This window comes from Humibacter albus DSM 18994 (assembly GCF_000421825.1).
In the GTDB taxonomy this organism is placed as follows: Bacteria; Actinomycetota; Actinomycetes; order Actinomycetales; family Microbacteriaceae; genus Humibacter; species Humibacter albus.
Genome location: NZ_ATXT01000015.1, coordinates 268,930 through 293,835 on the forward strand (window position 1 = coordinate 268,930; position 24,906 = coordinate 293,835).

The 24,906-nt window shown below is 67.0% G+C and carries 21 protein-coding genes; 12 read left to right on the forward strand and 9 right to left on the reverse strand.

The genetic code is table 11. The annotated features are described in order from the left end of the window. Window positions 1-236 precede the first annotated feature (236 nt). The 3 genes from H623_RS0110770 to H623_RS0110780 all read left to right on the forward strand — a co-directional run bounded on the left by H623_RS0110770 (window position 237) and on the right by H623_RS0110780 (window position 3,638). Window positions 237-1,484, forward strand: coding sequence for a glycosyltransferase family 4 protein (locus H623_RS0110770; RefSeq protein ID WP_022900946.1), 1,248 nt, complete (start codon window positions 237-239; stop codon window positions 1,482-1,484). Between the two features lie 127 nt (window positions 1,485-1,611). Further along, on the forward strand, window positions 1,612-2,823 hold the full coding sequence (locus H623_RS21930; RefSeq protein ID WP_022900947.1) for an ABC transporter ATP-binding protein: 1,212 nt from the start codon (window positions 1,612-1,614) through the stop codon (window positions 2,821-2,823). Further along, window positions 2,820-3,638 carry an ABC transporter permease gene (locus H623_RS0110780; protein WP_022900948.1) on the forward strand — a complete coding sequence of 273 codons (819 nt, stop codon included), beginning with the start codon at window positions 2,820-2,822 and terminating at the stop codon, window positions 3,636-3,638. The genes H623_RS21930 and H623_RS0110780 overlap by 4 nt, the downstream gene beginning before the upstream one ends. A 37-nt stretch (window positions 3,639-3,675) precedes the next feature. On the opposite strand, the gene H623_RS0110785 is transcribed toward H623_RS0110780, so the two are convergent. The 3 genes from H623_RS0110785 to H623_RS0110795 are packed head-to-tail and all read right to left on the reverse strand — an operon-like array spanning window position 3,676 to window position 6,223. Further along, window positions 3,676-4,212, reverse strand: a complete 537-nt coding sequence (locus H623_RS0110785) for an acyltransferase (protein ID WP_051143193.1) — start codon at window positions 4,210-4,212, stop codon at window positions 3,676-3,678. Next, a complete protein-coding gene (locus tag H623_RS0110790; RefSeq protein WP_022900949.1) occupies window positions 4,209-5,336 on the reverse strand; it encodes a glycosyltransferase in 1,128 nt (375 codons plus the stop codon). The genes H623_RS0110785 and H623_RS0110790 overlap by 4 nt, the downstream gene beginning before the upstream one ends. Continuing rightward, the gene (locus tag H623_RS0110795) at window positions 5,333-6,223 is read right to left on the reverse strand and encodes a glycosyltransferase (RefSeq protein WP_022900950.1); all 891 of its coding nucleotides are present in this window, start codon (window positions 6,221-6,223) and stop codon (window positions 5,333-5,335) included. The genes H623_RS0110790 and H623_RS0110795 overlap by 4 nt, the downstream gene beginning before the upstream one ends. A gap of 214 nt (window positions 6,224-6,437) precedes the next feature. Between H623_RS0110795 and H623_RS0110800 the strand changes: the two genes are divergently transcribed. The 5 genes from H623_RS0110800 to H623_RS0110820 all read left to right on the forward strand — a co-directional run bounded on the left by H623_RS0110800 (window position 6,438) and on the right by H623_RS0110820 (window position 10,667). Beyond that, window positions 6,438-7,520 carry a glycosyltransferase WbsX family protein gene (locus H623_RS0110800; RefSeq protein ID WP_026940225.1) on the forward strand — a complete coding sequence of 361 codons (1,083 nt, stop codon included), beginning with the start codon at window positions 6,438-6,440 and terminating at the stop codon, window positions 7,518-7,520. Further along, complete coding sequence (locus H623_RS0110805) at window positions 7,517-8,569, forward strand: glycosyltransferase family 4 protein (protein WP_033371792.1); 1,053 nt, start codon at window positions 7,517-7,519, stop codon at window positions 8,567-8,569. Before H623_RS0110800 ends, H623_RS0110805 begins: the two co-directional genes overlap by 4 nt. A 68-nt stretch (window positions 8,570-8,637) precedes the next feature. After that, window positions 8,638-9,018 (forward strand): holo-ACP synthase, encoded by a 381-nt coding sequence (locus H623_RS0110810; RefSeq protein WP_169514913.1) that lies wholly within the window; start codon window positions 8,638-8,640, stop codon window positions 9,016-9,018. A 57-nt stretch (window positions 9,019-9,075) separates the two neighbouring features. Continuing rightward, a complete protein-coding gene (locus H623_RS0110815) occupies window positions 9,076-10,398 on the forward strand; it encodes an ATP-grasp domain-containing protein (RefSeq protein WP_022900954.1) in 1,323 nt (440 codons plus the stop codon). An 11-nt stretch (window positions 10,399-10,409) separates the two neighbouring features. Next, a complete protein-coding gene (locus H623_RS0110820) occupies window positions 10,410-10,667 on the forward strand; it encodes an acyl carrier protein (protein WP_022900955.1) in 258 nt (85 codons plus the stop codon). 71 nt (window positions 10,668-10,738) lie between these two features. Here the strand turns inward: H623_RS0110820 and H623_RS0110825 are convergent, their stop codons facing one another. After that, entirely contained in the window at window positions 10,739-11,683 is a 945-nt protein-coding gene (locus H623_RS0110825) for a class-II aminoacyl-tRNA synthetase family protein (RefSeq protein WP_022900956.1), read from the reverse strand. A 272-nt stretch (window positions 11,684-11,955) separates the two neighbouring features. On the opposite strand from H623_RS0110825, the gene H623_RS21070 reads away from it, so the two are divergent. From H623_RS21070 to H623_RS0110850, 4 genes are all read left to right on the forward strand, one after another. Beyond that, window positions 11,956-13,230: an ATP-grasp domain-containing protein gene (locus H623_RS21070; RefSeq protein WP_022900957.1), complete on the forward strand. Its 1,275-nt coding sequence runs from the start codon at window positions 11,956-11,958 to the stop codon at window positions 13,228-13,230. A 157-nt stretch (window positions 13,231-13,387) separates the two neighbouring features. Continuing rightward, window positions 13,388-14,734 carry an ATP-grasp domain-containing protein gene (locus H623_RS21075; protein ID WP_169514914.1) on the forward strand — a complete coding sequence of 449 codons (1,347 nt, stop codon included), beginning with the start codon at window positions 13,388-13,390 and terminating at the stop codon, window positions 14,732-14,734. A gap of 3 nt (window positions 14,735-14,737) precedes the next feature. Continuing rightward, a complete protein-coding gene (locus H623_RS0110845; protein WP_022900959.1) occupies window positions 14,738-16,006 on the forward strand; it encodes an ATP-grasp domain-containing protein in 1,269 nt (422 codons plus the stop codon). A 229-nt stretch (window positions 16,007-16,235) separates the two neighbouring features. Next, complete coding sequence (locus H623_RS0110850; protein ID WP_022900960.1) at window positions 16,236-17,954, forward strand: alpha/beta hydrolase family protein; 1,719 nt, start codon at window positions 16,236-16,238, stop codon at window positions 17,952-17,954. A 58-nt stretch (window positions 17,955-18,012) separates the two neighbouring features. Here H623_RS0110850 and H623_RS21080 read toward each other — a convergent pair whose 3' ends face one another. The 5 genes from H623_RS21080 to tuf all read right to left on the reverse strand — a co-directional run bounded on the left by H623_RS21080 (window position 18,013) and on the right by tuf (window position 24,883). Then, window positions 18,013-18,972 (reverse strand): phosphatase PAP2 family protein, encoded by a 960-nt coding sequence (locus H623_RS21080; protein ID WP_022900961.1) that lies wholly within the window; start codon window positions 18,970-18,972, stop codon window positions 18,013-18,015. Between the two features lie 135 nt (window positions 18,973-19,107). After that, window positions 19,108-20,607 (reverse strand): sugar transferase, encoded by a 1,500-nt coding sequence (locus H623_RS19285; RefSeq protein ID WP_022900962.1) that lies wholly within the window; start codon window positions 20,605-20,607, stop codon window positions 19,108-19,110. A 349-nt stretch (window positions 20,608-20,956) separates the two neighbouring features. Next, window positions 20,957-21,229, reverse strand: coding sequence for an LPXTG cell wall anchor domain-containing protein (locus tag H623_RS22375; protein ID WP_033371794.1), 273 nt, complete (start codon window positions 21,227-21,229; stop codon window positions 20,957-20,959). A 136-nt stretch (window positions 21,230-21,365) separates the two neighbouring features. Next, entirely contained in the window at window positions 21,366-23,183 is a 1,818-nt protein-coding gene (locus H623_RS0110865) for a DUF4012 domain-containing protein (RefSeq protein ID WP_022900963.1), read from the reverse strand. Window positions 23,184-23,689: 506 nt separating this feature from the next. Next, on the reverse strand, window positions 23,690-24,883 hold the full coding sequence (gene tuf, locus H623_RS0110870) for an elongation factor Tu (RefSeq protein WP_022900964.1): 1,194 nt from the start codon (window positions 24,881-24,883) through the stop codon (window positions 23,690-23,692). Between the last annotated feature and the right edge of the window lie 23 nt (window positions 24,884-24,906).

Sequence of the window (24,906 nt, forward strand, 5' to 3'; positions counted from 1 at the left end):
CGTTGCGCCGGCAGGCGACGAGTGCCTCGACGGCTTCCGGCCGACCGCCGGGCACTGTGGAAGATCTCGGCCCGGTTGCCCAGCCCGGATCGAGCAGGGGCCGTTGTCGATGCGGATAGTCTCGCAGCGAGAGCAGCCCGCAGGGTGCACGCAGCTGGACCCATGCCGCTGCCGGATCGTCATCCTGGTCCACCGGCACCCCGATACACACCCACCCCCGAGCGGACGGAGGCGACATGACCGAACGGCTTCGCGTGCTCGTCGTCGACCACACCGCCGAACTCGCGGGCGGTGAAGTCGCGCTCGCGCGGCTGCTCGCCCAGCTGGATGCCACGCGGTTCGACGTTCGTGTGCTCCTGCTCGCAGAGGGGCCGCTGGCGGAGCGTCTGCGGGTGCTGGGCATCCCCGTCGCGGTGGTCGCGGCATCCGACCGTCTGACCGGTGCCGGACGCGAGGACGTCGTCTCGTCACCGTTGAGGCTGATCGGCAGCGCCGCACGCACAATCGCGCTCGTGCCGCGGCTGATGAGAGCCATTCGTTCGGCGCGTGCCGACCTCGTGGTGGCGAACACCCTCAAGGCCGCCGTGCTGGTGTCGCTCGCCGCTCCGGCGACCGGGCGTCGTTGGGTCTGGCACCTGCACGACCGAATCGCACCCGACTATCTCCCGCGTCCTCTCGTGGCGGCGATGCGCGTGATCGCACGGCTCGGCCCGCGCATGATCGTCGCGAACTCCGAGGCGACCAGGGCGACCCTGCCAGGCGTCCCGAAGCACAGGATCGTCGTCGCCTACCCCGGCATCGACATGGTCGCTGGCGCCGCGACGACTGCCGAACCGCTCGCGGATCACGGCCGCCCACCGCTGCTCGGGCTGCTCGGCCGGATCGCGCCGACGAAGGGGCAGGTCGAGTTCCTCGAAGCTGCGGCACGCATCGCCGCCACTCACCAGGACGTCCGATTCGTGATCATCGGCGATGCACTGTTCAACGACGCGCCGTTCGCGGAAGGCGTGCGCGGCATGCCCGCGGCGCTCGGCATCGCCGAACGGGTCGAGTTCACGGGATGGCTCGAGAACCCGGCAACGACGGTGTCCGCACTGACGGCGCTCGTCCATGCGTCGCCGGTGCCGGAGCCATTCGGGCAAGTGCTCGTCGAGGCGATGCTGATCGGCACCCCGGTGATCGGCACCGACGCGGGCGGCGTTCCGGAGATCCTCGAGGACCCGCGCTGTGGTGGGGGCGGCGAACGCGTCGCCGGCGTCCGGAAGACTCCGCTCGGGCTCCTCGTGCGCCCGGGCGACGTCGATGCCCTGAGCAGCGCCATGAACTGGATGCTCGAGCATCCCGTCGAGCGAGCATCCATGGCCGAGGCGGCGCGACGCAGTGCCCGCGAACGCTTCGACATCCGCCTCAGCGCGCACCGCGTGGCCGACGCGTGGGCGCGGGCCGCGCGCCGTTCCGCGCCCCCTGAGCAGGCGGACGGCTGAGCCCATCGACGGAGTGGGCGGCGAGCGCGAGTTTCGCAACACGGCGTGCACCCGTGCCGCTGATAGCATCATGTCGGTCGTACGGGCGGCCGCCGCGTAGACACGAGCGAGGGCGAAGCCGAGATTCATGCGTGACACCGCCATAACCGTCGAGCATCTGACGAAGAGCTATCGCATCGTCGACGGCGCATCCCACACGAACAGGGTGTCGGAAGCAGTCATGGAGCGGATGCGCCACCCGCTTCGTCGGTCCCGGTACACGACGTTCTCAGCGATCGATGACGTGTCGTTCGATATCCCGTGGGGTGAAGCGGTCGGGATCATCGGACGCAACGGCGCGGGAAAGAGCACGCTGCTCAAACTGCTCACCCGGGTGGCCGCGCCCACCTCGGGTCTGATCGACCTGGGCGGGCGCGTGGGCAGCCTGCTCGAAGTCGGCACCGGATTCCATCCCGAGCTCACGGGCCGCGAGAACATCTACCTCAACGGTTCGCTCCTCGGGATGACCCGGCGCGAGATCAAGCGTCGGTTCGACGACATCGTCGAGTTCTCGGGTGTCGCGAAGTTCTTGGACACGCAGGTCAAGCGTTATTCGTCAGGCATGTACGTGCGGCTCGCATTCTCCGTGGCAGCCCACCTGGAGACCGAGATCCTGGCGATCGACGAGGTCCTCGCGGTGGGAGATGCCGAATTCCAGGCGAAGTCACTGGCCATGATGCGGGAGGTCGCGCAGAGCGGCCGCACGGTGCTGTACGTCAGCCACCAGGCGCAGACCGTCACCTCTCTCTGCACTTCGGCGATGTTCCTCGAGCAAGGCAGGCTCTCGTACTACGGCGACGTCGACGGTGCACTGACCCGTTATCGCGACACCTTCGAATCGTTCCAGGTGGCGCAGCGCGAGGCATCCAACCGGCCGGGCACCGGAGCACTCCGACTGACCAGGGTCGCGGTCACTGAGCAGACCCAGGACCCGATCGACGACACCGTCATCGAGTTCGAGGTCGGCGGCAACCGCGCCGTCGTCGGCAAGTACTTCGTCTCGTGCCACATCAACGACGCAGACGGGAACACCATCGTGCAGTGCGACTCGCGCTCGACGGGGGCCTGGTTCGACCCGAGCGAGACCCAGCGCGGAGCATTGTCCATCAAGGCTCTGTGGCTCAAACCGGGCAGATACACGGTCGATATGTTCGTGTGCCAGTCGGGAATCTTCGACGTCTGGGAGGGCGCGGACGTGTTCGAGGTGCTCCCGTCGTCGCCGTACCCCGAACTCGCTTCCGATGACGCGATGTCCCACGGCGTCGTGCTCGCGGATTTCCAGTACGGCGTCGAATCATGAGCCGCTTGATCATCCGTCCGCCCGGGCGGTTCAACCTTCCCCGCTGGCGCGAGCTCTGGGATGCGCGCGAGGTGCTGTACCGCTTCGGCATCCGCGACATCGTGCTCCGCTACCGCCAGACCGCGATCGGTGTGGCCTGGGTGATCCTGCAGCCGCTCATGTCAGCCGGAATCTTCTCGATCGTGTTCGGGGGCGTCGCGAAACTGCCCTCCGGCGGAGTGCCGTACTTCGTGTTCAGCTTCGCGGGCATGCTCGCGTGGAATGCGTTCAACAACGTCGTCAACCGGGCATCGACGTCGCTCGTGGCCAATCAGGCGCTCGTCTCCAAGGTGTTCTTTCCGCGACTGCTCGTTCCGCTGTCTGCCGTCATCTCCGTCATCCTGGACTTCGCGGTGGCACTCGTCATGTTCGTCATCCTGCTCATCATCTTCGGCATCAACCCCGGCTGGCCCGTGCTTCTCACGCCCGTGTGGTTGTTGCTGACTCTGATGCTCGCGTGCGGCATCGGAGTGGCGGCCTCGGCCATCACCGTCAAGTACAGGGACGTGACCTACCTCTTGCCGTGGGTGCTGCAGATTCTGCTGTACGCCACTCCGATCGCGTACGCCCTCGATGCCGTGCCACAGCAGATCCGCTGGGTGTTCGACATCAATCCGCTCACCTGGCTCATGGAGTTCGTGCGGTGGTCGACGCTCGGGCAGGAGGCACCGCCGCTCTGGCAGCTCATCGCGCTGCCCGTGAGCGCCATCGTGGTCTTCTTCGGCGGCATCCTGATCTTCCAGCGCTACGAGCGCGGATTCGCGGACGTCATCTGAGGCAACGCGCACGGGCCCCCAGGCCGTGCGACGCGACCTAGTACCAGGTCGGCCCGTAGTCGATCGTGTAGTGCTGGTCCGTGTCCCGCTCCCCCAGCGGTTTGGCGGGCACCCCGCCCACCTTGGTCCACGGAGCGACGTCGCCGACCACTACCGAGCCCGCGGCGACCACAGCGCCTTCGCCGATATGCACGCCTTTGAGTATCATCGCGCGGCTGCCGATCCACGCTCGATCACCGATCTCGATGGCTCCCAAGCGACCTCCGAATCCCGGATCGTCAGCATCGTGGTCCGCCGTGATCAACAGACAGTGGCTCGCGATGACCACATTGGAGCCGAGCGTGATACCGCCTCGGGCATCGATCTGGCAGAGACGCCCGATATGGCAGTTCTTCGGGATGACCAGCCCGCGCGCGTTCAGAACCTCCGATCCTCCGAAGAGGTAGACGTGTTCGCCGAGGCTGGCGCCCAGTCGGCGCAGCCACCAGATGCGCAGCGGATTGAACGGGACATGCGTGATGACGCGGTTGTACGCGAGCTCCAGGCCCGTGCGCAGCGAAGATCGAACTGTCATGATGACTCCAGTTGGTGGGCAACCGCGAGAGGAGTGTGCTCTCGCTCATAGTGTCGCCTACTGGCCTCCGCGGACTCCCCGAGAAGGCGATCGTCGGTGATCAGGCGCGACAGCGCCGAGCGAAGCTCGTGTGCTCCCGTCTCGCCGTCACCCACCCGGATCGCGGCCGCGTCACGCAGACACGCCACCGACCCCCGGTTGTCGTTGGTCACGATCGCACACCGATTGGCGATCGCCCGCATCAGCGGACCGCTCACGGCGCCGTGCTGAGGCATGGCGGGCTTCGCCCAGCCCTCCGCTCGCCATCTCACGACGATGCTCGCCTGCGCGAATGTGTCCAGAAGTTCCTGTTCGGATTGGAACCCGAGCAGCCGCACTCTCGAGTCGAGGCCTCGCCGCACCACCGTCGAGCGGAGCTCGCGCGCGGTGCGTTCGTCCAGCGCCCCGATCCCCAGTTCCCACTCGAGCGGAGCCGTGTCGAGCGCGTCGAGCACGGGAGCGATGTTCGCCATGCCGCTCGCATAGCCGGGCAGGAAGATGTAAGGCCTCTTCTCCAGTGGAAGCGCCGGGTGCGAGACAACGTGTGCGACCGTGCGCGGTCGAACATCGCCGAAGCGTCTCCGGATCTCCTGCGCTCCCGTTTCGGAGAGCGTGAACGCCTTCTCGCCGTGGCGCAGTAAGAATCGCTCCGCTCGGCGCCCGACAGTGCGGGAGAGCACGTCCGCGATGCGTCGAAAGCCCTTGCGATCGAGAAGGCTGAAGAAGAACGCCCCTCCGCTGATCTCTGGTGCATCGTGGATCGTGAACCAGACCCGGGTCGATCCACTGCGGCCGAGAAGAACGGCCCCCCAGAACTCGGCCAGTCCACGGCCGGCGAGCTCCAGGAACACGATGTCGTCGGGGCGTTCCCGGATGGCCCGGCGGAGCCTCCCCCACAGGCGGAAGAACTCGGTCAACCGTTGAGAGCGCTCCGGGCGCGCCGGCATGATGACGACTCGCGTCGGGCCCAACGACCTCAGCACCTCCAGAAAATCTTGAGCGTAGAGCGCCACCCCGCTGGGGCTCGGCGGCAACCGGGTGACATAGAGGAACCCGGTAGCCGGCCGCGCGCTGAGCGTGGTCATCTGGATCGCCTCAAGACGAAGTCCCGCGCACGCACGAGACGACGCTGCGTTCCGGTCACCATTCGCAATGTCCTGGTTTGAGCCTTCGACCAGCCCGAGTCCGGATAGCCGGCACGTTCCCATGCGAGCGCGGCGCCGTAGAGCCGACCCATCAGATTCAGCATCGTGAGCACCAGCCCGGCACGACCATCGCGCCACGAGCCGCTGAAGATGAGCCCGCGCACGAACAGCCTGGGAACGGCGAACGGTGACGCCAGGAGCTCTACCTCGCCGTTCGAGTTGCGCCCGTACCGCAGCATCTTCTCGAGACTTTGATCGACAGTGCGGAAGTTGTCGTGGACGATCTCGGGGATGTCATCAGGGGCGTCGGCGACCTCGCCGTCGAACCGCGGGTGCTGATGCGGCCGCGATTCCGTCGACGGGTACCGTGTCGCGGAAGTACGTACAAGGGCGTACTTCCGGCTGTTCGCGAGCGAGTGCGGAACGTGGCGGCCGAAGCTCAGATTGTCGTAACGAAGGCTGACCGCCGCGAGTTCCGGATGCTCCGCGAGATAGTCGACGAGCCGTCCGTAGAAGCCTTCGGGCACGTACTCGTCGGCGTCGACCATGAGAACCCAGGGGGTCTTCGCGGCGTCCAGGCCGAACTGACGCACCTGTTCGGCGATCGGAACACGAGGGACCTCGACCACCGTGGCCCCGTACTTCTGAGCGACCTCGACGGTCTCATCTTCCGAGTGCATGTCGCAGACGATGAGCTGTGGGAAGTCCGAGAGCCGCTCGAGGCAGGCGGGCAGCAGCGATGCCTCGTTCAGCGAGAAGACGACCGCCGCGATGGCGATCTCGGGATGTCCGCTTGCGGGCACCGAGGCGGAGGCATCCGAGCTCATGGGCGCTCCTGCGTTGAGCCGGGCCACGGGCACTCGGAGACGAGGGAAATCAACGGCGCCCCTTGGATCGTTCTCGCAGACCTGCTTGCTTGTTGGTGGTTCTGTGAGGCTAGCAGGGGCTCATCTCCTACCCGCCTCCGCAGAGCGAATACCCTCCCGGGTTGGGGGTCGAGGGGCGGGGCGGAGCGACCGGGCATCGGCTATCGTGGGCGGGGTGACCGGCGACCGATCGAACGCACGAGCGGTCGCGTTCTACTTGCCGCAGTTCCATCCCATTCCCGAGAACGACCGTTGGTGGGGGCCGGGCTTCACCGAATGGACGAACGCGGCAAAGGCTCGGCCCCTCTTCCGCGGGCATCGGCAGCCTCACCTTCCAGCCGACCTCGGCTTCTACGACCTCAGACTTCCCGAGTCCCGGCAGGCGCAGAGCGACCTCGCGCAGGAGTTCGGCGTCGAGGCGTTCTGCTATTGGCACTACTGGTTCGGTGCGGGTTCGCGGATCCTCGAGCGTCCGTTCTCCGAGGTGATCTCTCGCGGCGAGCCCGGGATCTCGTTCTGCCTGGGTTGGGCGAATCAGACCTGGACGGGAATCTGGCACGGCGCCGCCGATCGCATCCTTCTGCAGCAGACCTATCCCGGACCGGAGGACGATCAGGCTCACTTCGACACGATCGTCGACGCGTTCCGCGACGAACGCTACCTGCGCGTCAACGGACGTCCCGTGTTCTACGTGTTCCGTCCGGAGGAGCTTCCCGACGCCTCCGCCTTCGTCGACCGCTGGCAGAGCATGGCCCGCGCCGCCGGCCTCGGCGGTCTCTATCTCGTCGCCGAGATCAGCGACCTGCTCGGCCGCGGGCCGCGCTACACGCGTGTCGCCGAAGACGGCTTCGATGCCGGAGTGTACGTGCGTCTTCCAGCACGGCGCACGAGGACCGACGTGCTGCGCATGCGTGCGCGGCGCAAGCTGGGCGGTCCCGAAGCGTATCCGTACTCGACGGATCCGACGTTGTGGGACCCGGTGAGAGCGAATCCGCGGCTCCAGCCCAGCCTCTACCCGAACTGGGACAACACGCCGCGAGCCGGTTCCCGGGGCCTCGTGCTCACCGGATCCTCCCCGGACGCCTTCGCGGCGAACGTGGCCACCGCGACGGACACGCTCCGCGATCGCCCGGAGCAGGAACGGCTGCTCTGGATCAAGTCGTGGAACGAGTGGGCGGAAGGGAACTATCTCGAACCGGATCTCGAGCACGGCCGAGCATGGCTTCGCACGCTGCGCGACGGACTGACCGCGCGATGACCGATCAGGGGCGCCCGTTGCGCATCGCGATGATCTCGTACTACCTGCCCAGCGGCAGCAAGATCGGCGTCGGATATCAGGTGCACGAGCTCGCCACCGAACTCGTGCGACGCGGCCATCACGTTGACGTCTTCAGCGAGTGCCCGCCCGTCGAGGGCGCCGTTTACGGCCACCATCGCATCCACTTGTCGGGGCGGATGCGCACCTTCCGCTTCGCTCTCGAGCTGCGCAAAGTCGACTTCTCGTCCTACGACGTGGTGCACGCGCACGGCGACGACTACTGGCTCTGGCGTCGGCGCGCGGCGCGGCACATCCGCACGATCCACGGCTCCTGCTTCGAAGAGGCGATCCACATCAAAGGGTTCGGCGAGAAGCTGCGGATGCTCGCCCTCGGCTTCAGCGAGATGCTGGCCAGCGTCGTCGCCGACGAGACTGTCGTGGTCTCGCCGCGCACACGCCGGTGGACGCCTTGGGTGCGGCGTGTTATTCCGAACGGTGTCGACACCGGCCGATTCCGGCCGGACGACGCGCAACGGGCGTCGTCGCCCACACTGCTGTTCGTCGGCACCTGGCACAACCGCAAGCGCGGCGCGGACCTTGCGCGAGCGTTCCAGCGCGACGTGCTGCCGACCGTTCCCGATGCGCGGCTCGAGATGGTGTGCCGAGACGCTCCCGCCGACCCTGGCCCCGGCATCCACGTGCTCGGAGAGCTCACCGATGCGCAACTCGTCGAGGCGTACCAGCGGGCCTGGGCGTTCTGTCTGCCCTCGGATTATGAGGGGTTCGGAATCCCGTACGCCGAGGCCATGGCCTGCGGTCTCCCCGTTGTCGCCACCCCGAATGTCGGCGCGCGTTACGTCACGGACGACGGCCACGCGGGCGTACTCGCGCCGCTCGAACGGATCGGCGTCGCTCTTGGAGAGGTGCTGTCCGACACCGACAAGCGGTCGGAGCTGAGCCGGCTCGGCTCTGAGCGCGCACGACTGTTCTCCCTCGACCGAGTCGTCAGCGAGTACGAGAGCCTCTACCGCCGCGAGCCGGACGCCTGAGCGTCGCCGCGCGGCCGTCGAGCGTCGCGGAGCGTGCTGCGGAAGCCGTGCTTCCTAGAATGGGTTCGATGCGCGTGGGAGTGGACATCCAGCCCGTGGTCGATGTGGCTCGTTCGCTCGACCGGTTCGGCGATCGCTATCGTTCTCGGTTGTTCACGGAACGCGAGGTGGAAGACAGCGGAGGCTGGGGCGCCGATCCGACGGCCGCGGCACCGAGCCTGGCCGCCCGATTCGCCGCGAAGGAAGCCGCCTTCAAGGTGCTGAGGGTGCACGATCTCGTACCCGGCTGGAAAGACGTGGAACTGGTGCGGGAAGCAGGCGGCTGGCCCACGCTGCACCTGCACGGCGTCGCCGCTCAGCTCGCCGCCGAGGCGGGTCTTCGGGAGTTCCAGGTGTCCATCAGCCACAGCGAGGACGCCGCGGTGGCGGTCGTCATCGCCGAAACCTGACCGCATCGGGCGACGGCCCTGTTCGGGACGAGCAGCGCAACGGGCAAGATGGTCAGGATGAACTCCTTCGATGCCCCTGCACGGATGCCTCGACTCGCGTACGTCTACCATCCACTGTCGTTCGCGCCCCTGTCGATCAGGGATGCGGCCGCCGGCGTGTGCGAGCTGGTCTGGATCGTCGACACGTCCGATCCGGATGCCGCCTCGATGCAACGGCTGTTGCGCAGACTCGGGACTGTCATCGATGCGAACGGCCGGTCCGTCGGCGAGGTCGCATCCGAGGTACGCACCCTCGGAGTCGACGGCGTGGTCTCGCTGCACGACGCCGATCTCGTGTGGACCGCACGGCTCGCCGAGGCTCTCGATCTGCCGTTCCACAGCGTCGACACCGCAGTCAAGCTCACCGACAAGCACGCGCAGCGTTCGGCGTTCGCGGCCGCAGGGCTCATCGTTCCTCAGTTCCGCGTCATACCGCCCGACGCTGAGGCGGCCGAGGTGACTCGTGCGGGAACGGGCTTCGCTTATCCCGCCGTGCTCAAGCCTCGTGAGGGACAGTCCAGCCGCGACACGCTGCCGATCGCGTCACTGCAGGAGCTCGAGGCGACCGTCGCCGAGCTGCGATCCAGGCAGGAGTCGCGGGAGGAATACATCCTCGAGTCGTTCGTGCCCGACCCGTCGTCTCCGTTGGGCGGCGAAGGCTTCGCCCCGTTCGTCTCGGTCGAGAGCGTTGTCGAGCACGGCCGCGTCACTCATGCCGCGATCAGTTCGCGCACGCCGTTCCGCTGGCCGTTCCGCGAAACGGGATACTGCACTCCCACCGCCATCGAGCCCGACCTGCAACGCGAGATTTTGCGCGTCGCGGGTGTGGCAGCGCGCGCGCTGGGAATCACCATCGGATGTCTTCACACCGAGATCAAGCTCACCGACGAGGGACCTGTGGTCATCGAGGTCAATGGACGCCCCGGCGGCGGGATGTCCGAGATGCTGGAGCGCGCGACAGGAGGTTTCAGCATTCTGCGCACTGCGCTGCGTCTGGCCGTCGGCGATCCCGTCGAGCTCGACGGACCGGTTCCGACCGACCGTATCGGCTACCTCTTGTACGTCTTTCCCGCCACCGACGTCGAGTGGATCGACACGGTCGACGGGCTCTCCGATCTGTCCGCTGTGAACGGAGTCGATGAGATCGTGCTCGTGCGCGGGCCCGGGCAGCACATCGACTGGCGCGAGGGATCCGAAGCACACGTCTTCCACATGACCGGCACCGTTGGCGACTTCGACGAACTTCGCGATCTGATCGCCTCCACGACTACCCTGGTGCACATTGACGGGCATGATGGAGATGAGCAATCCTCGCCACAGCTCACCGAAACGCAGGACTGAAGGAGTTCTCCATGCCCTCGACGACCGACACCATCCGCGAAGTACTCAATGACGTCGCGCGGCTGACGGCAGACGCCACCACGTTCGGGGAGAACGACGATCTCTATCAGCGCGGGCTGACATCCCACGCCACCGTGAACGTGCTCATGGGCATCGAGGATGCCTTCGACATCGAGCTGCCCGACACCCTGCTGCGGCGCGACACCTTTTCGAGCATCGCGGCACTTCGCGACGCCGTGCTGTCGTGCGGGGTCGAGGAGACCGCTTAGCGAAATGCGCGAACCGTCGGCGAACGAACGCGCTCTGGGGCGCCCGTAGGCACCCCATCGGACGGAAGACCTCAGTCGGCGATGGCGAGGGCGGAGCGCACCTGCTGCGGCCACGCGCCCAGATCGAAGCCGTGACGCCGCGCGAGCGCGAGCACGATGCGGTCCATACCGTACGCGGAGCACGCGCTGTGCGCCGTCGAGCCGTCAGGCGCTGAGAGCGTGAATTCGTCGCCGAAGTGCGTGTCGTGATAGTTCGCTGAGCCGATCGCGGTCTCGGTGCCGCGATAGACCTCAGTGACCAGCTCGAACTTCGCCTGCGCAGCGAGCTGGTTGTTGGCCAGCACGACGCCGCCGCGGCCGAAGAACGGGTCATTCGCGGCGACGATCTCCACATCCAGGCCCAGCGACTCGAAGATGCCCTTCGAGATGTCGAGCGACGTCGACCGATGCGCCTTCGCCTGCTCTTCGGTGCCGAGGCGCACGTACTCGCGCATGCGGAAGGTGACGAACCGCATGGGGTCGTCCGAGGGCTCGTGGCGGAAGCAGTCGCCGGTGAGCTCGTAGATGGCAGCATCGTCCACCGTGCTGTTCTCGAGCCACGCGTACAGCGGATGACACGCCGCGGAGGTGAGCGCAAGACCGGTGGGAGCGAGGCTCGCCTGCCAGTCCTCCCTTGCGTCGTAGATCTCGATCAGGCGCCGGAAGTCCTTTTGATCGCCGAGGAACGAGTTGATCGTGCCGAGCAGCTGGGGGAACGACGCGACGTAGTCCGTCTGTTCGAGCATGCGTGCCGAGAACACGTGCGGAAACTGAACCGGGGTCACGCCGGCCGTGTATTCCTGTCGGGTGATGCGCGCAATGAACGCGGAGAGCCCGTCGTAGACGGCGACGGGTGCGGGCCCGAGACCGGGCAGCGCCGTCGACCGCGAGGTGAGCAGCCAGCCGTGCCCGATCAGTTCTTCTCGGAACGTTCGACGCTGCTGGTCGAGTTCTGATGGATCAATGGTGGTCGTCATCGCTCCCCTTCGTGGGCTGGCCGATCACGATCATCCTCCCATCTACTAGACCTCCATGCTGTCCCCGGGGGAACATCCGTGAGGAATGGCGCTCGCATTGTGCGCCCAACAGGGGCGCGACAGGCCCCTCGCGCGTTGACGGATGAGATCATGGCCGGATGGACGACAAGGCCGCGGATGCCTCCGTCGGTTCGAGGACAGGCGTCCCGCCGTCCGACCCACCGGCGAGCAGTGCCCGCGTGACAGCCGAGGGCACGAGAAGGGACTTGTCTATGCGAAGCGACCGCACGAGGAGCGAACTCCCGCGCCTCGCGTTCATCTACAGCGGATGGAACTCCGAGGACCCGCCGCTCCTGCTTGCAGAGGCCGCGGAGGGTGTGGCGTCCCTTCTGTGGGTGCTCCCCGACGCTCGCGAACTGCCGCGCGCTGTGCTGCGCATGCTGCGCGGTCTCGGCGATGTCGTGGACGTGACCGGGCTTCGAGGTGAGGCCGCGGCCGAGGTGATACGACAGCACGCTCCAACGGGGCTCGTGTGCTGCAACGACAGCTATCTCGTCTGGGCGGCCGACGTGGCGCACGCGCTCGGCTCACGATTCTTCACGCCGGAGACGGCGATCCGCCTCACCGACAAGCTCGCGCAGCGGCGTGCACTGCGCGACCACGGGCTGCCCACGCCTGATTTCTGGGACGCGGATGAACTCGTGGACGACGCTGTGATCGACTCCATCGCCCACAGGGCGGGCTTTCCGCTGGTGCTCAAACCTCGGCAGGGACGCTCCAGTCAAGACATCGAGGCTCTGCGATCGCCCGACGAGCTCCGCGCCGCGCTGCCATCGATCGAGCCGGGACGGATGCTCATCGAAGGGTTCATTCCCGATCCGTCCGGCGCGTCGCAAAGCGCAGGAAGCGCGCCGTACGTCTCCGTCGAGGTCATCGCCAGCGATGGCGTCATCAGCGTTCTGGGCGTGACCGGACGCCCTCCGCTCGCACCACCGTTCCGCGAGACGGGATGCGTGTTCCCGGCCAACCTGTCGCAGCGGGCGCGCGACGACGCGATCGCGGCAGCCGTCACAGCGACGCGCGCACTCGGCGTCGAAACCGGCCCTCTTCACATCGAAGTGAAGTCGACGGACACCGGACCCGTCGTGATCGAGGCCAACGGCGTGACGGGAGGCGGGGCGATCCGCGACCTGATACAGCACGGGCTCGGTGTGGACGTGCTGCAATTGGCAATGCGTCTCGCGGTGGGCGAGCACATCGTCTTCGAGGAGCCACCGAGCCCTGACGAGGTGGGCTTCTTCTTCGAGATGCAGCCGAACAAGGACGCGCGACGGATCGTCTCCGTGGACGGGCTCGACGATGTGGCACGCATTCCCGGTGTCGAGCGGGTCATTCCGGGCTTGCGCGCGGGAGATGAGTGCAGCTGGCGAGCGGGTACGACCGGGTTCATCGCCGCGGTCTTCGGAGCGGCACCGGATCACGCGGCCGCGAATCGCGTTCGCGAGCAGTTCTACGATCGGATGTCTGTCACGACGACGAACGCCTGAATCGACGGCTCGTCGTCGCAGCGTCTCACTGCGACGGGTCGGCAGTGTACGGCATGATCTAACGTGAGAGTCCCGAACAGCCACGATCGCGGCCGAGCGCCGTGGAATGGCACGTTGCGTGACCCGAGCATCATCGATCGCGTGGAAGGGGCTCCGGATGAGCGTGACCGACGGTCAGTCGAGTGGCCGAGAGACGGCGCGCCCTCCGGCAACGAGCGCAGTGGGTGAAGCGGTCGAAGACCGCGCGCTGCCCCTGCTGGCGCTCGTTTACGGCTCTCTCTCATTGGAGCAGCCGCTGCAACGCCTGGCGGAAGCATCGCAAGGGGTCTGTCGGCTTCTCTGGGTGCTCCCGTTCGATCGCAAGGACTCGCGCTCTGCCCTCCGCTTGCTACGAGCCGAGGGTGAGATTCGTGGCGACGTCGTCAATGCCTCTGCGCTGTCGCCAGCGGAGGCGGCCGACGCCGTACACGAGTACCACCCCGACGGCATCGCCTGCTTCATCGACGAGACCATCGCCTGGACCGCCGATGTGGCGCAGCGCCTGGGCCTGCCCTTCCACAGCCCTGAGGCGGCCGATCGCCTGACCGACAAGCTGCAGCAGCGTCTCGCCCTCACTCAGCACGGGTTGCGGACGCCCGCGTTCTGGGACGCCGATGCTCTCACCGACGACGACGCACTCGCCGATGTCGGCCGATCGGCAGGGTATCCCGTCGTGCTCAAACCCCGGCGCGGCACCTCGAGCCAAGACACGGAAGCGATCGCATCGGAGAGCGATCTCCGTGCCGCGGTGGCGGCGCGAGTGCCGGGACGGATGCTCGTCGAGAGCTTCATTCCCGACCCGACGGTTCCGTGCACGGGTCGCGGCAGCGCGCCCTACGTGTCGGTGGAGGTTCTGGTCAGTGCCGGCACGGCGAGCGTGCTTGGCGTGACCGGACGTACGCCGCTCGCCGAGCCGTTCCGCGAGACCGGCCAGTACTTCCCGGCAGACACGACGGCCGAGGCGGCGGAGGCATTCGCCGAGGCGGCGACGGCGGCGGCGGAGGCGCTCGGCATCACCACGGGAGTGCTGCACGTCGAGGTGAAGTGTACCGACCTCGGTCCCGTGGTCATCGAGGTGAACGGCCGACCGGGCGGAGGAAGCACCGGCGACTTCATGAAGCGGGCTCATGGCATCGACCTCATCACGCTGGCCATGCGCGTGGCGCTCGGCGAACGGATCGCCTACGAGAGCCTCCCGTTGCCGTCCGAGGTGCTCTTCCGACTCGACATCCAGCCGGATGCGCGCCTTCGGCGGATCACGGCGATCGACGGGCTCGACGAGGTGCTTCGGATTCCCGGGGTCGAACAGGTCACCCCGGACCTGAGCGTGGGAGACGCGTTCTCCTGGCGCAAGGGAACCTTCTCCCGCGTCGCCGTGGTGACGGGAGCAGCACCGGACCACGACTCTGCGCAGCGCATCCGCACCGAGGTGCTGTCCACCATCAAGATCGAGGGAACGGAGTAACACATGCCCGCAGCGCTCCCGCGGCTCGCTTTCGTCTACAGCGGATTCAACACCGAGGACCCGCCGCTCCTGCTCGCCGAAGCCGCCGAGGGCGTGGCATCCCTTCTCTGGGTTCTCCCGGATGCGCGCGAACTGCCGCGCGCGGTGCTGCGCATGCTGCGCGGCCTCGGCGACGTCGTCGACGTCTCTTCGCTCCCTGCCGCCGAAGCCGCCGCCGTGCTGGGACAACACGCTCCCGAAGGAGTGATCTGTTTCAACGACAGCTACCTCGTCTGGGCGGCCGAACTGGCACAGGCACTCGGTCTGCGATCATTCACCCCGGAGACCGCGCACCGCCTCACGGACAAGCTCGCGCAGCGTCAGGCACTGCGAGATCACGGGCTCCCGACTCCGGGCTTCTGGGATGCCGACGAGCTCGTCGACGCCTCCGCGCTCGACACTTCCGCGCTCGACGCTGTGGCACGCGAAGCCGGCTTTCCGCTCGTGCTCAAACCCCGTCAGGGCCACGCCAGCCAAGACGTCGAAGCGATCCGTTCCGCCGATGAGCTCGCTACGGCGCTGGCGAACGTCACGCGGGGACGGATGCTCGTGGAGAGTTACATCCCGGACCCCACCGACGCACAGACAAGCGCCGGAACCGCGCCCTACGTGTCGGTCGAGCTCATGGCCAGTGCGGGCACGATCAGCCTGCTCGGCGTAACGGGACGGCCGCCGTTGGCTCCGCCGTTCCGCGAGACCGGGTATCTCTTCCCTGCCGGCCTCTCGTCAGACGTCCGCGAGAAGGCGATCGCCGCCGCGATCGACGCGGCTCGAGCGCTCGGTGTGGAGGACGGTCCATTGCACGTCGAGGTGAAGCTGACCGATGACGGGCCTGTCATCATCGAGGTCAACGGCGTCGCCGGTGGCGGCGCCATCCGCGACCTCATGCAGCGTGCGTTGGGAGTCGACGTCGTGCAGTTGGCGATGCGAGTGGCGATCGGCGAGCAGGTGACGTTCGACGATCTCCCCCGGCCGGTCGACGTGGGTTTTCTGTTCGAGATCCAGCCCGATGCGGACGCACGGACGATCGTCGCCGTGGACGGGCTCGACACTGTGGCGGACATCCCGGGTGTCGAGCGAGTGATCCCCGGGCTACGAGCCGGCGAGGAGTTCAGCTGGCGCACCGGAACGCCGGGGTTCATCGCTGCAATCCTCGGCGCGGCACCCGATCACGCCTCGGCGAGTCGGATTCGACAAGAGTTCTACGATCGGGTCGTCGTCACGGCGAGGTGAGTGCGGTGACCTGCTCCTTTTCGGTGTGCCCTTCAGCTCGATGAGCGGATTGTGTGCGGTTCCTGAGGAAGACATAACCTATCGGGGAGCCGTGAACACCGCAGTGCGGATCCGACACGGACAGCAGAATGGACGGCGCGTTCGTCGGACACGTGGAAGGGAATGCTGTTGAGAGAGTGTGCCGGCCCCTCCCGCCGACCATCGGTTGCGGCGCGTAACGGGTCCGCTCATGGGTGAGCGCGTCGAGCTGCGTCACGACGGGATCGTCGAGGCGCCCACGTGGTTCGGCCCGGCCGAACGTCCGCTGTTCGGCTGGTTCGTCTATCCCGAAGACACGCAGGTCCGCGGTGGGGTGGTGCTGTGCCAGCCACTCGCCGAAGAGGGCAACATGGCATATCGGACGTTCCGGATGCTGTCTCAGCGGCTCGCGCAGGAAGGGTTCCTGACGCTCCGATTCGACTACGACGGCACGGGTGACAGCGCGGGATCGTTCGAGGACGACGATCGCGCGCAGGCGTGGCTGGCCTCCGTCGACCACGCCCTCGATGCCGTCCGCGCCTGCGGAGTCGACCGCGTGAGCGTGGTCGGCATGCGGCTCGGTGCGACCCTCGCCCATACGGCGCTCGCAAGGTCGTCCACCACGATCGAGCACCTCGTGCTGTGGGATCCGGTAGCGATGGGGCGGGCCTTCCTCCGAGAATGGCAGATGGTCCACGCGGCCTGGATCGCGGACGTGGACCGCGCGCCCGAAGGCTGGGTCGAGACGCCTTCATACCGCTTCACGCCAGAGGCCGCTGCGGACGTGCGGTCGTTGTCCATCCGTTCGGCGGAGACGCCCGTGGCGGAACGGATGCTCGTTCTGACACGCAATGATCGCAAGAAGGATGCGCGCCTGGAGAAGGCGGTCGCCGGCGAGAACGTCGAATGGGCGGAGGTCGATGATCAGGCGAATCTTCTCGACGTCCCGACGATCAGCGCCGCCGTGCCCCAGGCCGGCCTGTATCGGGTGGTCGAAGAGCTGACGACGACGACTCCTCGCACCACCACGGCCGTCTCGGTGGAGACGCAGCCGACCGCGCGGTGGGTGGAGGCCGGTGTCGATCTCGAGGAGTCTGCCGGCTTCTTCGGACGCGACGGCATCCTGTTCGCGATGCAGACGGCATCCCCCACCACGGATTCGCGGTTGCCTGTCGTGTTGTATCTGAACATCGCCGCGGAGAGGCACGTCGGCGAAGGTCGAAGCTGGCTGACGTTGGCCCGCCGTGGGGCCGGACAGGGCTTCCGCTCCCTTCGTGCGGATCATTCGGGCGCCGGCGACAGCGGGCTGCATCCTGGGCAGCAGATCGACCGCGTCTGCGACGCATACTGGCTGCAGGACGTGCCGGAGCTTGCTGCTGAGCTGTCCGCGCTACCCCGTCCCGACGTCGTCGGTGTGGGTCTCTGCTCCTCAGGGGCGAGCGCTCTGGAGGCGTTGCAGCGCGACGCGCTTCGGGAAGCCGTGGCGATCAACGTCCCGTTCACGATTCGTGCCGGATCCTCGACGCCCCGCGAGTGGTCGGTGTTCCACCGACGCGCCCGTTCGCTGGAGAACCTCGCTGTGCGCCACCGTCGAATCGCGCAGGTTATCGGGCGTGCCTGGAGCGTTCTCGATCCGCGACGCGCTTCCCTGTGGACGCTGAGGCACGCAGTGAGACGGGGCGGAGACGTGACGCTGATCGCCGGCGACGACGATTCTCTGGATGTGCGCCCGCCTCGCCTGTGGAGCGCGACGTGGGGCCGGTCGCTGTGGTCTTCCGATCGGTTCCGGGTGCTCCACGCCAAGAACGCCGACCACTCCTTGCGTGTCAGCTCCGGTCAGGACGAGGCGATGAGGATCATCGGAGACCGCCTCGACGCCATCGCCGCCACCCGGCGCGAGAACGCGGTAGAGCCCGCGGGCTCGCGGTGATCGACGGCGACCAGGGGAAGACATCCGTCGGGAGCGCTCCCGCCTTCGACATCTCGATTCAACTTCGAGCGCTCGGGCCTCGGCGAAGCGCGGGCACGAGCGGCCCGGTGGGCGCCAGCATGACGGCGTAGGCTGCCGGAGCGGCGCACAGCAGCAGCCAGCCCGGGATGCCCGCGGCCAGAGATCCTGCCCGCTCCCCCGAGCCCGCCAGCGCCGCCGCCGCAGCGACAAGGACCGCACCGAGCCCGGCACAGCAGACGAAGGTCCGCGCCAGCACCGGACGCGAGTCGACCATCGCGACTCGTCGCCAGAAGACGGCTTGTACGACGCATCCGACGAGGAGTGCAGAGCCGATCACATCACTCGGACGATGCGCCTCGGAGAGGACCGAGCACACCGCGACGCCGATCACCACGGTGCCACTCCCCCAGGCGAGCCAGATGTGCCATCCGTCGGACGGCGACAGGATGACGGTGACGAGGGCGAGCGCCAGTGCCACGGCGACGTGCCCGCTGGGGTAACTGTTGCCGACGATGCCGACGACGTCGCCCACGCCCGGACGCGGGAGCAGGAACTTGAGCCCCTCAGCAACCAAGAGAGCCGCTGCGACCAACGCCGCTGAACTGACGGTGTCGCGCCAACGCCCTCTCAACAGCGCGATCACTCCCAGAATCAGGACGACCGCCGCCAGCACGAACGGCATCGCCTGCCGGAACACGGACGCGGCCGCCCCGAAGGGACCGCTGAGCGAGGAGAGCATCCTGAACGAACCGGCATCGAGCCGCTGCCCCTCCGGTGCGAGGACGAACGCCGCATAGACAACACCGAAGAGCCCGAAGAGGATGCATACCCGCATCACCGTCGTCGACGTCGCGACGTGCGTGCGGTCCGCCTCATCCGCAGAGGCATCAGCGGAGGGCGTCCCACGAGAGGCCGTCACGACGGATCCGCCGGGAGCTGGTTCGGTCGTGACCGCGTCGCGGGCTCGCCCGTTCTTGCCGTCGTCGACTCCGCTCACCGCATCATTATCGCGTGCGCGGATCCATGACCGATCCGCTTCGAGGCGCCCTACTGTTGCCAGCGCGCGCCCTGCCGTTGCCGGCGCGTGCGCGCCGGAACAGACGGCGGGCGGGACGCGGCTGCGGCTGCGGCCCTAGTACGCCCCGACGGGGTTCACGAGCACCTTCACCGTGCGCCACAGGATGATGAGGTCTCCCATCAACGACCAGTTCTCGACGTAGTAGAGGTCGAGCCGCACACTCTCATCCCAGCTCAGATCGCTACGACCGTTGATCTGCCACATACCCGTCAGACCGGGCTTGATGAACAGCCTCCGATGCACGTGGTGCTCGTAGGCCGCGACCTCGCGCGGCAGCGGAGGCCTCGGTCCCACCAGGCTCATGTCACCGACGAAGACGTTCCAGAGTTGCGGCAGTTCGTCGAGGGAGTACTTGCGGAGGATGCGGCCGATGCGCGTGACGCGGGGATCGGACTTCATCTTGAAGAGCAGCCCGGCTCCCTCGTTGGCCGCGACGAGCTGAGACAGGTCGCTTTCCGACGATGTCACCATGCTGCGGAACTTGTGCATCGTGAACGTGTTGCCATTGCGGCCGACACGTTGCTGCGAGAAGAATGCGCCACCGGCGCTGTCCATCCTGACGAGCAGGGCGAGTACGAGGAAGAGCGGCGACAGCACGACGAGTGCAATGCCGGAAAGCACGATGTCCAATGCGCGCTTGAGCACGTGCTTCGTGCCATCGAACTGCGGGATCTCGACATGGATCAGCGGGAGGCCCTCGACCGGACGAAAGTGGATGCGCGGGCCGGCGACGTCGGTGAGTCCCGCTGCCAGGACCAGGTCGGTCGCCGCACCCTCGAGCTTCCAGCTCAGGTCCCTCACGAATCCGCGGTCGTCGCTGGGCTGTCCCGCAAGGATCACCGTGTCGACATGCAGATTCGCGGCCGCCATCGCGAGGTTGGAGAGCTCTGCGACGACGGGCGCGCCCAGGTCCTGTGAGCTGTCGACCTCGGCCGCATCGGCGATCGCGGCTCCGACGACGTGGTAGGTCGCCCCGCTGTTCCGCTGGAGCTGGTCGATCACATAGGCGACGTCGGAGGCGGAGCCGCCCACGAGCGCTCGGGAGAGATACCGTCCATTCGCGCGCTGCTTGGACAACCACTGCCGCCACAGCCACCGACTGATCGTCAACGCGGCGACACCGATCGGGAGCGTCAGCACGAAGAACCCTCGCGCGATCTCGACCTTGCCCACCAAAAAGACAATGGCCAGGGATCCGAAGGCGAAGGCACTCGCGCTGACGACCCTCCGATACTCGGTGAACCCGACACCGATCACGCGCGGATCGCGCGTGCGGAATGCGGACAGCAATATCAGCCACGTGGCGACGACGGCCAACGTGATGAGCCAGTACAGCTCATCGAGGCCGCCGAGGTCGTCGCTCTTGAATCCGAACCTCAGAACGAAAGCGGCGGCCACCGACGCCGTGACGATGAACGCGTCGCTCATCACCAGGCGACTGCGGTATGCACGACTCCAGCGCTGCTCCGCCGACAACTGGGAGGAGCGGCTCGTCGAGTGGGTCGCGAACGTGGGCCGGCCGACAGCGACCGACCGGTCGTGCAGCTCAGTCATGGTTCACGCTCATGACAGGACTGCGCCGCGCATTGCGGCTCATCGAGGCGGCGCACAATTCGGGTTTGTGCGCCGCCAGGCTCGATGAAGGCACTTCACACCTCCGCCTCGGGTAAGCGGGTACGAGCAGTGAGACTTGCCCGTCTGGGCTTTCGGGGAGCCCTCGGGAAAGACGAGCAAGCCTCAACTAAGTGAAGTCTATTGAGTACTGAGGATTTCTCATGTCCCTAATTGTGGGCATCCCCCAAGTGGGGACATCCAGAAAATGGGTGCGGAGGCACCACGGCTCGGCATGGGAGCGAATCCTGTGCCGAGCCCGCTCAGCCCAACGGACGTGGACGGGAGCTGGTCAGTTCGAGCGGTGAGCGCGTCGCCGTGTGACGACGACCGCACCTCCGCCTACGACGACGGCAGCGCCGGCGAGACCGATGAGAGGCCACGATATCGTGCTGCCCGTGTCGGCCAGTCCTCCATCGGGCACGCTGACCGGGGCGTTGCTGCAGGATGTCTCGCAGGGGTCTACGGGAACGTAACTATCGGCTGCCGCAGCGAGTGGAGCGGAGAGAGTGACCGCAGCCACCACTCCGAGACCGCCGAGGCACGCCAGAATACGGCGTTTCATTGGTGAGCCTACCTTTTCGGGTTTGGAAGGCAATTTCGGGTAAACCTCAGTTTATCCTCACCAAGCCGCCGCTCGCACACCCCCGATCGGGTGTGATGTCAGAGGGCGCTTATCCCCAGGCTCCAGAACCCCACGGTCAACCCAGCACGTCGGAGCATCCGAAGGAAACACGCCGCACCGCGGTCGCCCAAACCCCCGGGGTCGACTGCACGTGCGGCGAGCCGGGCGATCCATCTGACAGCGGTGCCGACAGGAATTGGAAATCGTATGTCGCGCTCTGGCCCGGCGTCAGCTTGACCAGCAGCTGCGCGACGGCGCGGCCCTGGTCTGTGGCGCGCTGGACGACGACATCCTTGCCACCGCTTGCCGCTCCGATCGCCACGAAGCCCCGGGGTGCGTACACGGCGACCGTGGTGTGCGTGTCGCCGGCCGGCACGCCCGAGAGCCCTGCACCCGTGACGTACCAAGGCAGTGAGGTCGCGGCGTCAGCGGGTGCGTCGCTCGAGAGCGTGACGCGCACCAGATAGTTCACCCTGCCGTCGGCGCGACACTTCGCACTCTGCAGTCCGATGCTGGTGTGCAGGTAATAGTCCATTTTCGCGCCGGTCGCGTCGTTCAGGTAGACACCGAATCGCGATTCGGCGCCCGAGCTCTCCGGAAGCGAGCCGGCCAAGGTGGTCCCACCGAGGATCGACGGCTCGTGCTTGTGCGCACTCCAGACGAGCACGCGGCGCTCCTCGCTCGCCCGCGTCAGCGCCGCGAGCATCGCGCCTGAATCGAACTGCCCGCTCGCGACCTTGTCGAAGACGGCTGCTGCAGTCCCCGCGAAGAAGGCATCCTGTTCCTTCGGCTGGTTGAATCGCGCGTAGGACTCGCTCAACAGCACGTTCACGGCGTTCTCGCTGGTGAGCTGTTCACCATCGCCGAGGTCGACAGGTCCTGTCGCGTTCAGCAGGTAGCTCAACGCGACGGGGTCCATGGACAGCACGCCGTCCACCTTCGTTCCGTATCGCTTTTCCCACATCGCGCGCACCAGCGCGCCCGACGTGGCGAAGTCGGGTGTGAGCGTCGTGTCTTGCACCCATTCGCCCGTGATCTCGCCGTACAGCTTCTTCGTCGCTGTCGACAAGGGCCGCACAGGGCTGGTGAACTGCGGAAAGTCTGACGCGGATGCCTGACTCACCAGCGAGATCCGTCCGTCTTGCGCCCGCAACAGGGCGAGCGCTCCGACGATCCCTCCGGTCGACCGCGCCTCCGCGTTGTTCTGGATGACCAGCACGTAGTCGCGCGGCCCGTTCGCGCCCAGCATCCCGGGCAGGAGCCGGGCGGCACGGCTCGCGGCGTCGGTCACCGACCCCGCCTTCTCGAGAGCGGACGTCAGTTTGTCCACGGCGTCGGTGATCACGCCGATCGTGCTCGAGGTGTCGATGCTTCGCACCGTGTCGAGACCCGACTGCAGCGCGGTGTTCGCGCTCGTCAGAGTGGGCGCCGCCTTCTGGAGCGGCTTCAGCGGCACCCTGCCGTCCACCGGCGTGAAGCTCTTCAGGTCGATCGTGCCGGCGAGCCGCGTCAGGGGTGTGACCGCGTGGTCCGCCACGTCGGAGGCGGACTCGGCCAGTTTACGGACCGCGGTGAGGTTCGAGCCGACGAACGGCGTGATCTCCGCCGCCCGCCAGATCGGGTCGCTGGTGTCGTCGCGTGCGACGTGGAGATGTTGCGCCAACGTGCGAGCCGTGGCCGCGGCACCGTGCGAATCACCGGACGCGATCTGCGACTGGACCCGGTCCACGAGCGGCAGTGCCGCTTCGAGTTCGGACTTGGCCTGGAGCCCACGGACGGCCACCCACGCAGCGCACGCGAGCAGCAGCACGACCACGCCGACGATCGACCACCCGATGATGCGCCGCCTCGTGCGCTTCGTCATGCGCGCAGGGGCGGCGGCCGGACCGGACATGGGGCAATTCAACCAGATGACAGCTGAGCATCACTCATGCGCTCTCTGAGAGTTGGCCGGCATCAAACCCGATGAACAACCCGCCGTGAGTGGCCGGTCGGCAAGACTGCCGCACTCCCCCTCCCGTGACCACGCCGCGCTCCGTGCCGTCGGCGCCGCCGCGGGGCGACGCTCGGCGACCGTCACCCTCCGCTGTCACAAATGTCGATGCAGTCGCCCCGCGCGAACCCGCCATAAGTGACAGCGGAGCGCCGGAGGGATCTTCCGGCAGCATGCACCGAAAGAGGGGCCGGACCTGACGGCCCGACCCCAGCAGCACACACCGAAAGAGAGGCCGGACCTGACGGCCCAACCCCAGCAGCACACACCGAAAGAGGGGCCGGACCTGACGGCCCGACCCCAGCAGCGCACACCGAAAGAGGGGCCGGGCCTGACGGCCCGACCCCTCTCGAGATCGATAGGGCGGCTGTTACGACAGCAGCAGCGCCCCTCGAAGCAGCGTGAAGCTACTTGATGATCTTGGTCACCGTACCGGCGCCGACCGTGCGGCCACCCTCGCGGATCGCGAACCCGAGACCCTCCTCCATGGCGATGGGCTGGATCAGCTCGACCGTCATGTCGGTGGTGTCACCCGGCATGACCATCTCGGTGCCCTCGGGCAGCGAGATGACGCCGGTGACGTCGGTGGTGCGGAAGTAGAACTGCGGACGGTAGTTCGCGTAGAACGGGTTGTGGCGGCCACCCTCGTCCTTGGACAGGATGTACGCGGTGCCCTCGAACTGGGTGTGCGGCGTCACCGAACCCGGCTGGGCCACGACCTGGCCGCGCTCCACGTCTTCACGCTTGGTACCGCGAAGCAGCAGACCACAGTTCTCACCGGCCCACGCCTCGTCGAGCTGCTTGTGGAACATCTCGATGCCGGTCACCGTGGTCTTCTGCGTCGGGCGGATGCCGACGATCTCGACCTCGGAGTTGATCTTCAGCGTGCCGCGCTCGGCACGACCGGTGACGACGGTTCCACGACCGGTGATCGTGAAGACGTCCTCGATCGGCATCAGGAACGGCTTGTCCTTGTCACGCACCGGGTCCGGAATGGAGTCGTCGACGGCATCCATGAGGTCGAGGACGGACTGCGTCCACTTCTCGTCGCCCTCGAGAGCCTTCAAGCCGGAGACGCGCACGACCGGCGCGTTGTCGCCGTCGAAGTTCTGGCTGGAGAGCAGCTCGCGAACCTCGAGCTCGACGAGCTCCAGGATCTCCTCGTCGTCGACCATGTCGGCCTTGTTCAGCGCGACGAGCAGGTAGGGAACGCCGACCTGCTTGGCGAGCAGAACGTGCTCACGGGTCTGAGCCATCGGACCGTCGGTCGCCGCGACCACGAGGATCGCGCCGTCCATCTGAGCGGCACCGGTGATCATGTTCTTGATGTAGTCCGCGTGACCCGGGGCATCCACGTGCGCGTAGTGGCGCTTCGGCGTCTCGTACTCGACGTGCGAGATGTTGATCGTGATGCCGCGCTGACGCTCCTCAGGAGCGGAGTCGATCGACGAGAAGTCGCGCATGACGTTCACATCTGACGGGTACTTCTCGGCGAGCACCTTCGAGATCGCCGCGGTCAGGGTCGTCTTGCCGTGGTCAACGTGACCGATCGTTCCGATGTTGACGTGCGGCTTAGTCCGCTCGAACTTGGCCTTAGCCACTGTGGGTCCTCCTCAGGACTCTC

Excerpts from the sequence above, each read along its gene's own strand:
- H623_RS0110780 (WP_022900948.1), top strand. The coding sequence starts at position 2,820 with ATGAGCCGCTTGATCATCCGTCCGCCCGGGCGGTTCAACCTTCCCCGC.
- H623_RS0110805 (WP_033371792.1), top strand. The coding sequence starts at position 7,517 with ATGACCGATCAGGGGCGCCCGTTGCGCATCGCGATGATCTCGTACTAC.
- H623_RS0110815 (WP_022900954.1), top strand. The coding sequence starts at position 9,076 with ATGAACTCCTTCGATGCCCCTGCACGGATGCCTCGACTCGCGTACGTC.
- H623_RS0110790 (WP_022900949.1), bottom strand. The coding sequence starts at position 5,336 with ATGACCACGCTCAGCGCGCGGCCGGCTACCGGGTTCCTCTATGTCACC.
- H623_RS0110845 (WP_022900959.1), top strand. The coding sequence starts at position 14,738 with ATGCCCGCAGCGCTCCCGCGGCTCGCTTTCGTCTACAGCGGATTCAAC.
- H623_RS21930 (WP_022900947.1), top strand. The coding sequence starts at position 1,612 with ATGCGTGACACCGCCATAACCGTCGAGCATCTGACGAAGAGCTATCGC.
- H623_RS0110825 (WP_022900956.1), bottom strand. The coding sequence starts at position 11,683 with ATGACGACCACCATTGATCCATCAGAACTCGACCAGCAGCGTCGAACG.
- H623_RS0110865 (WP_022900963.1), bottom strand. The coding sequence starts at position 23,183 with ATGTCCGGTCCGGCCGCCGCCCCTGCGCGCATGACGAAGCGCACGAGG.
- H623_RS22375 (WP_033371794.1), bottom strand. The coding sequence starts at position 21,229 with ATGAAACGCCGTATTCTGGCGTGCCTCGGCGGTCTCGGAGTGGTGGCT.
- H623_RS21070 (WP_022900957.1), top strand. The coding sequence starts at position 11,956 with ATGCGAAGCGACCGCACGAGGAGCGAACTCCCGCGCCTCGCGTTCATC.
- H623_RS0110785 (WP_051143193.1), bottom strand. The coding sequence starts at position 4,212 with ATGACAGTTCGATCTTCGCTGCGCACGGGCCTGGAGCTCGCGTACAAC.
- H623_RS21075 (WP_169514914.1), top strand. The coding sequence starts at position 13,388 with ATGAGCGTGACCGACGGTCAGTCGAGTGGCCGAGAGACGGCGCGCCCT.
- H623_RS0110820 (WP_022900955.1), top strand. The coding sequence starts at position 10,410 with ATGCCCTCGACGACCGACACCATCCGCGAAGTACTCAATGACGTCGCG.
- H623_RS0110810 (WP_169514913.1), top strand. The coding sequence starts at position 8,638 with ATGCGCGTGGGAGTGGACATCCAGCCCGTGGTCGATGTGGCTCGTTCG.
- H623_RS0110795 (WP_022900950.1), bottom strand. The coding sequence starts at position 6,223 with ATGAGCTCGGATGCCTCCGCCTCGGTGCCCGCAAGCGGACATCCCGAG.
- H623_RS0110850 (WP_022900960.1), top strand. The coding sequence starts at position 16,236 with ATGGGTGAGCGCGTCGAGCTGCGTCACGACGGGATCGTCGAGGCGCCC.
- H623_RS19285 (WP_022900962.1), bottom strand. The coding sequence starts at position 20,607 with ATGACTGAGCTGCACGACCGGTCGGTCGCTGTCGGCCGGCCCACGTTC.
- H623_RS0110770 (WP_022900946.1), top strand. The coding sequence starts at position 237 with ATGACCGAACGGCTTCGCGTGCTCGTCGTCGACCACACCGCCGAACTC.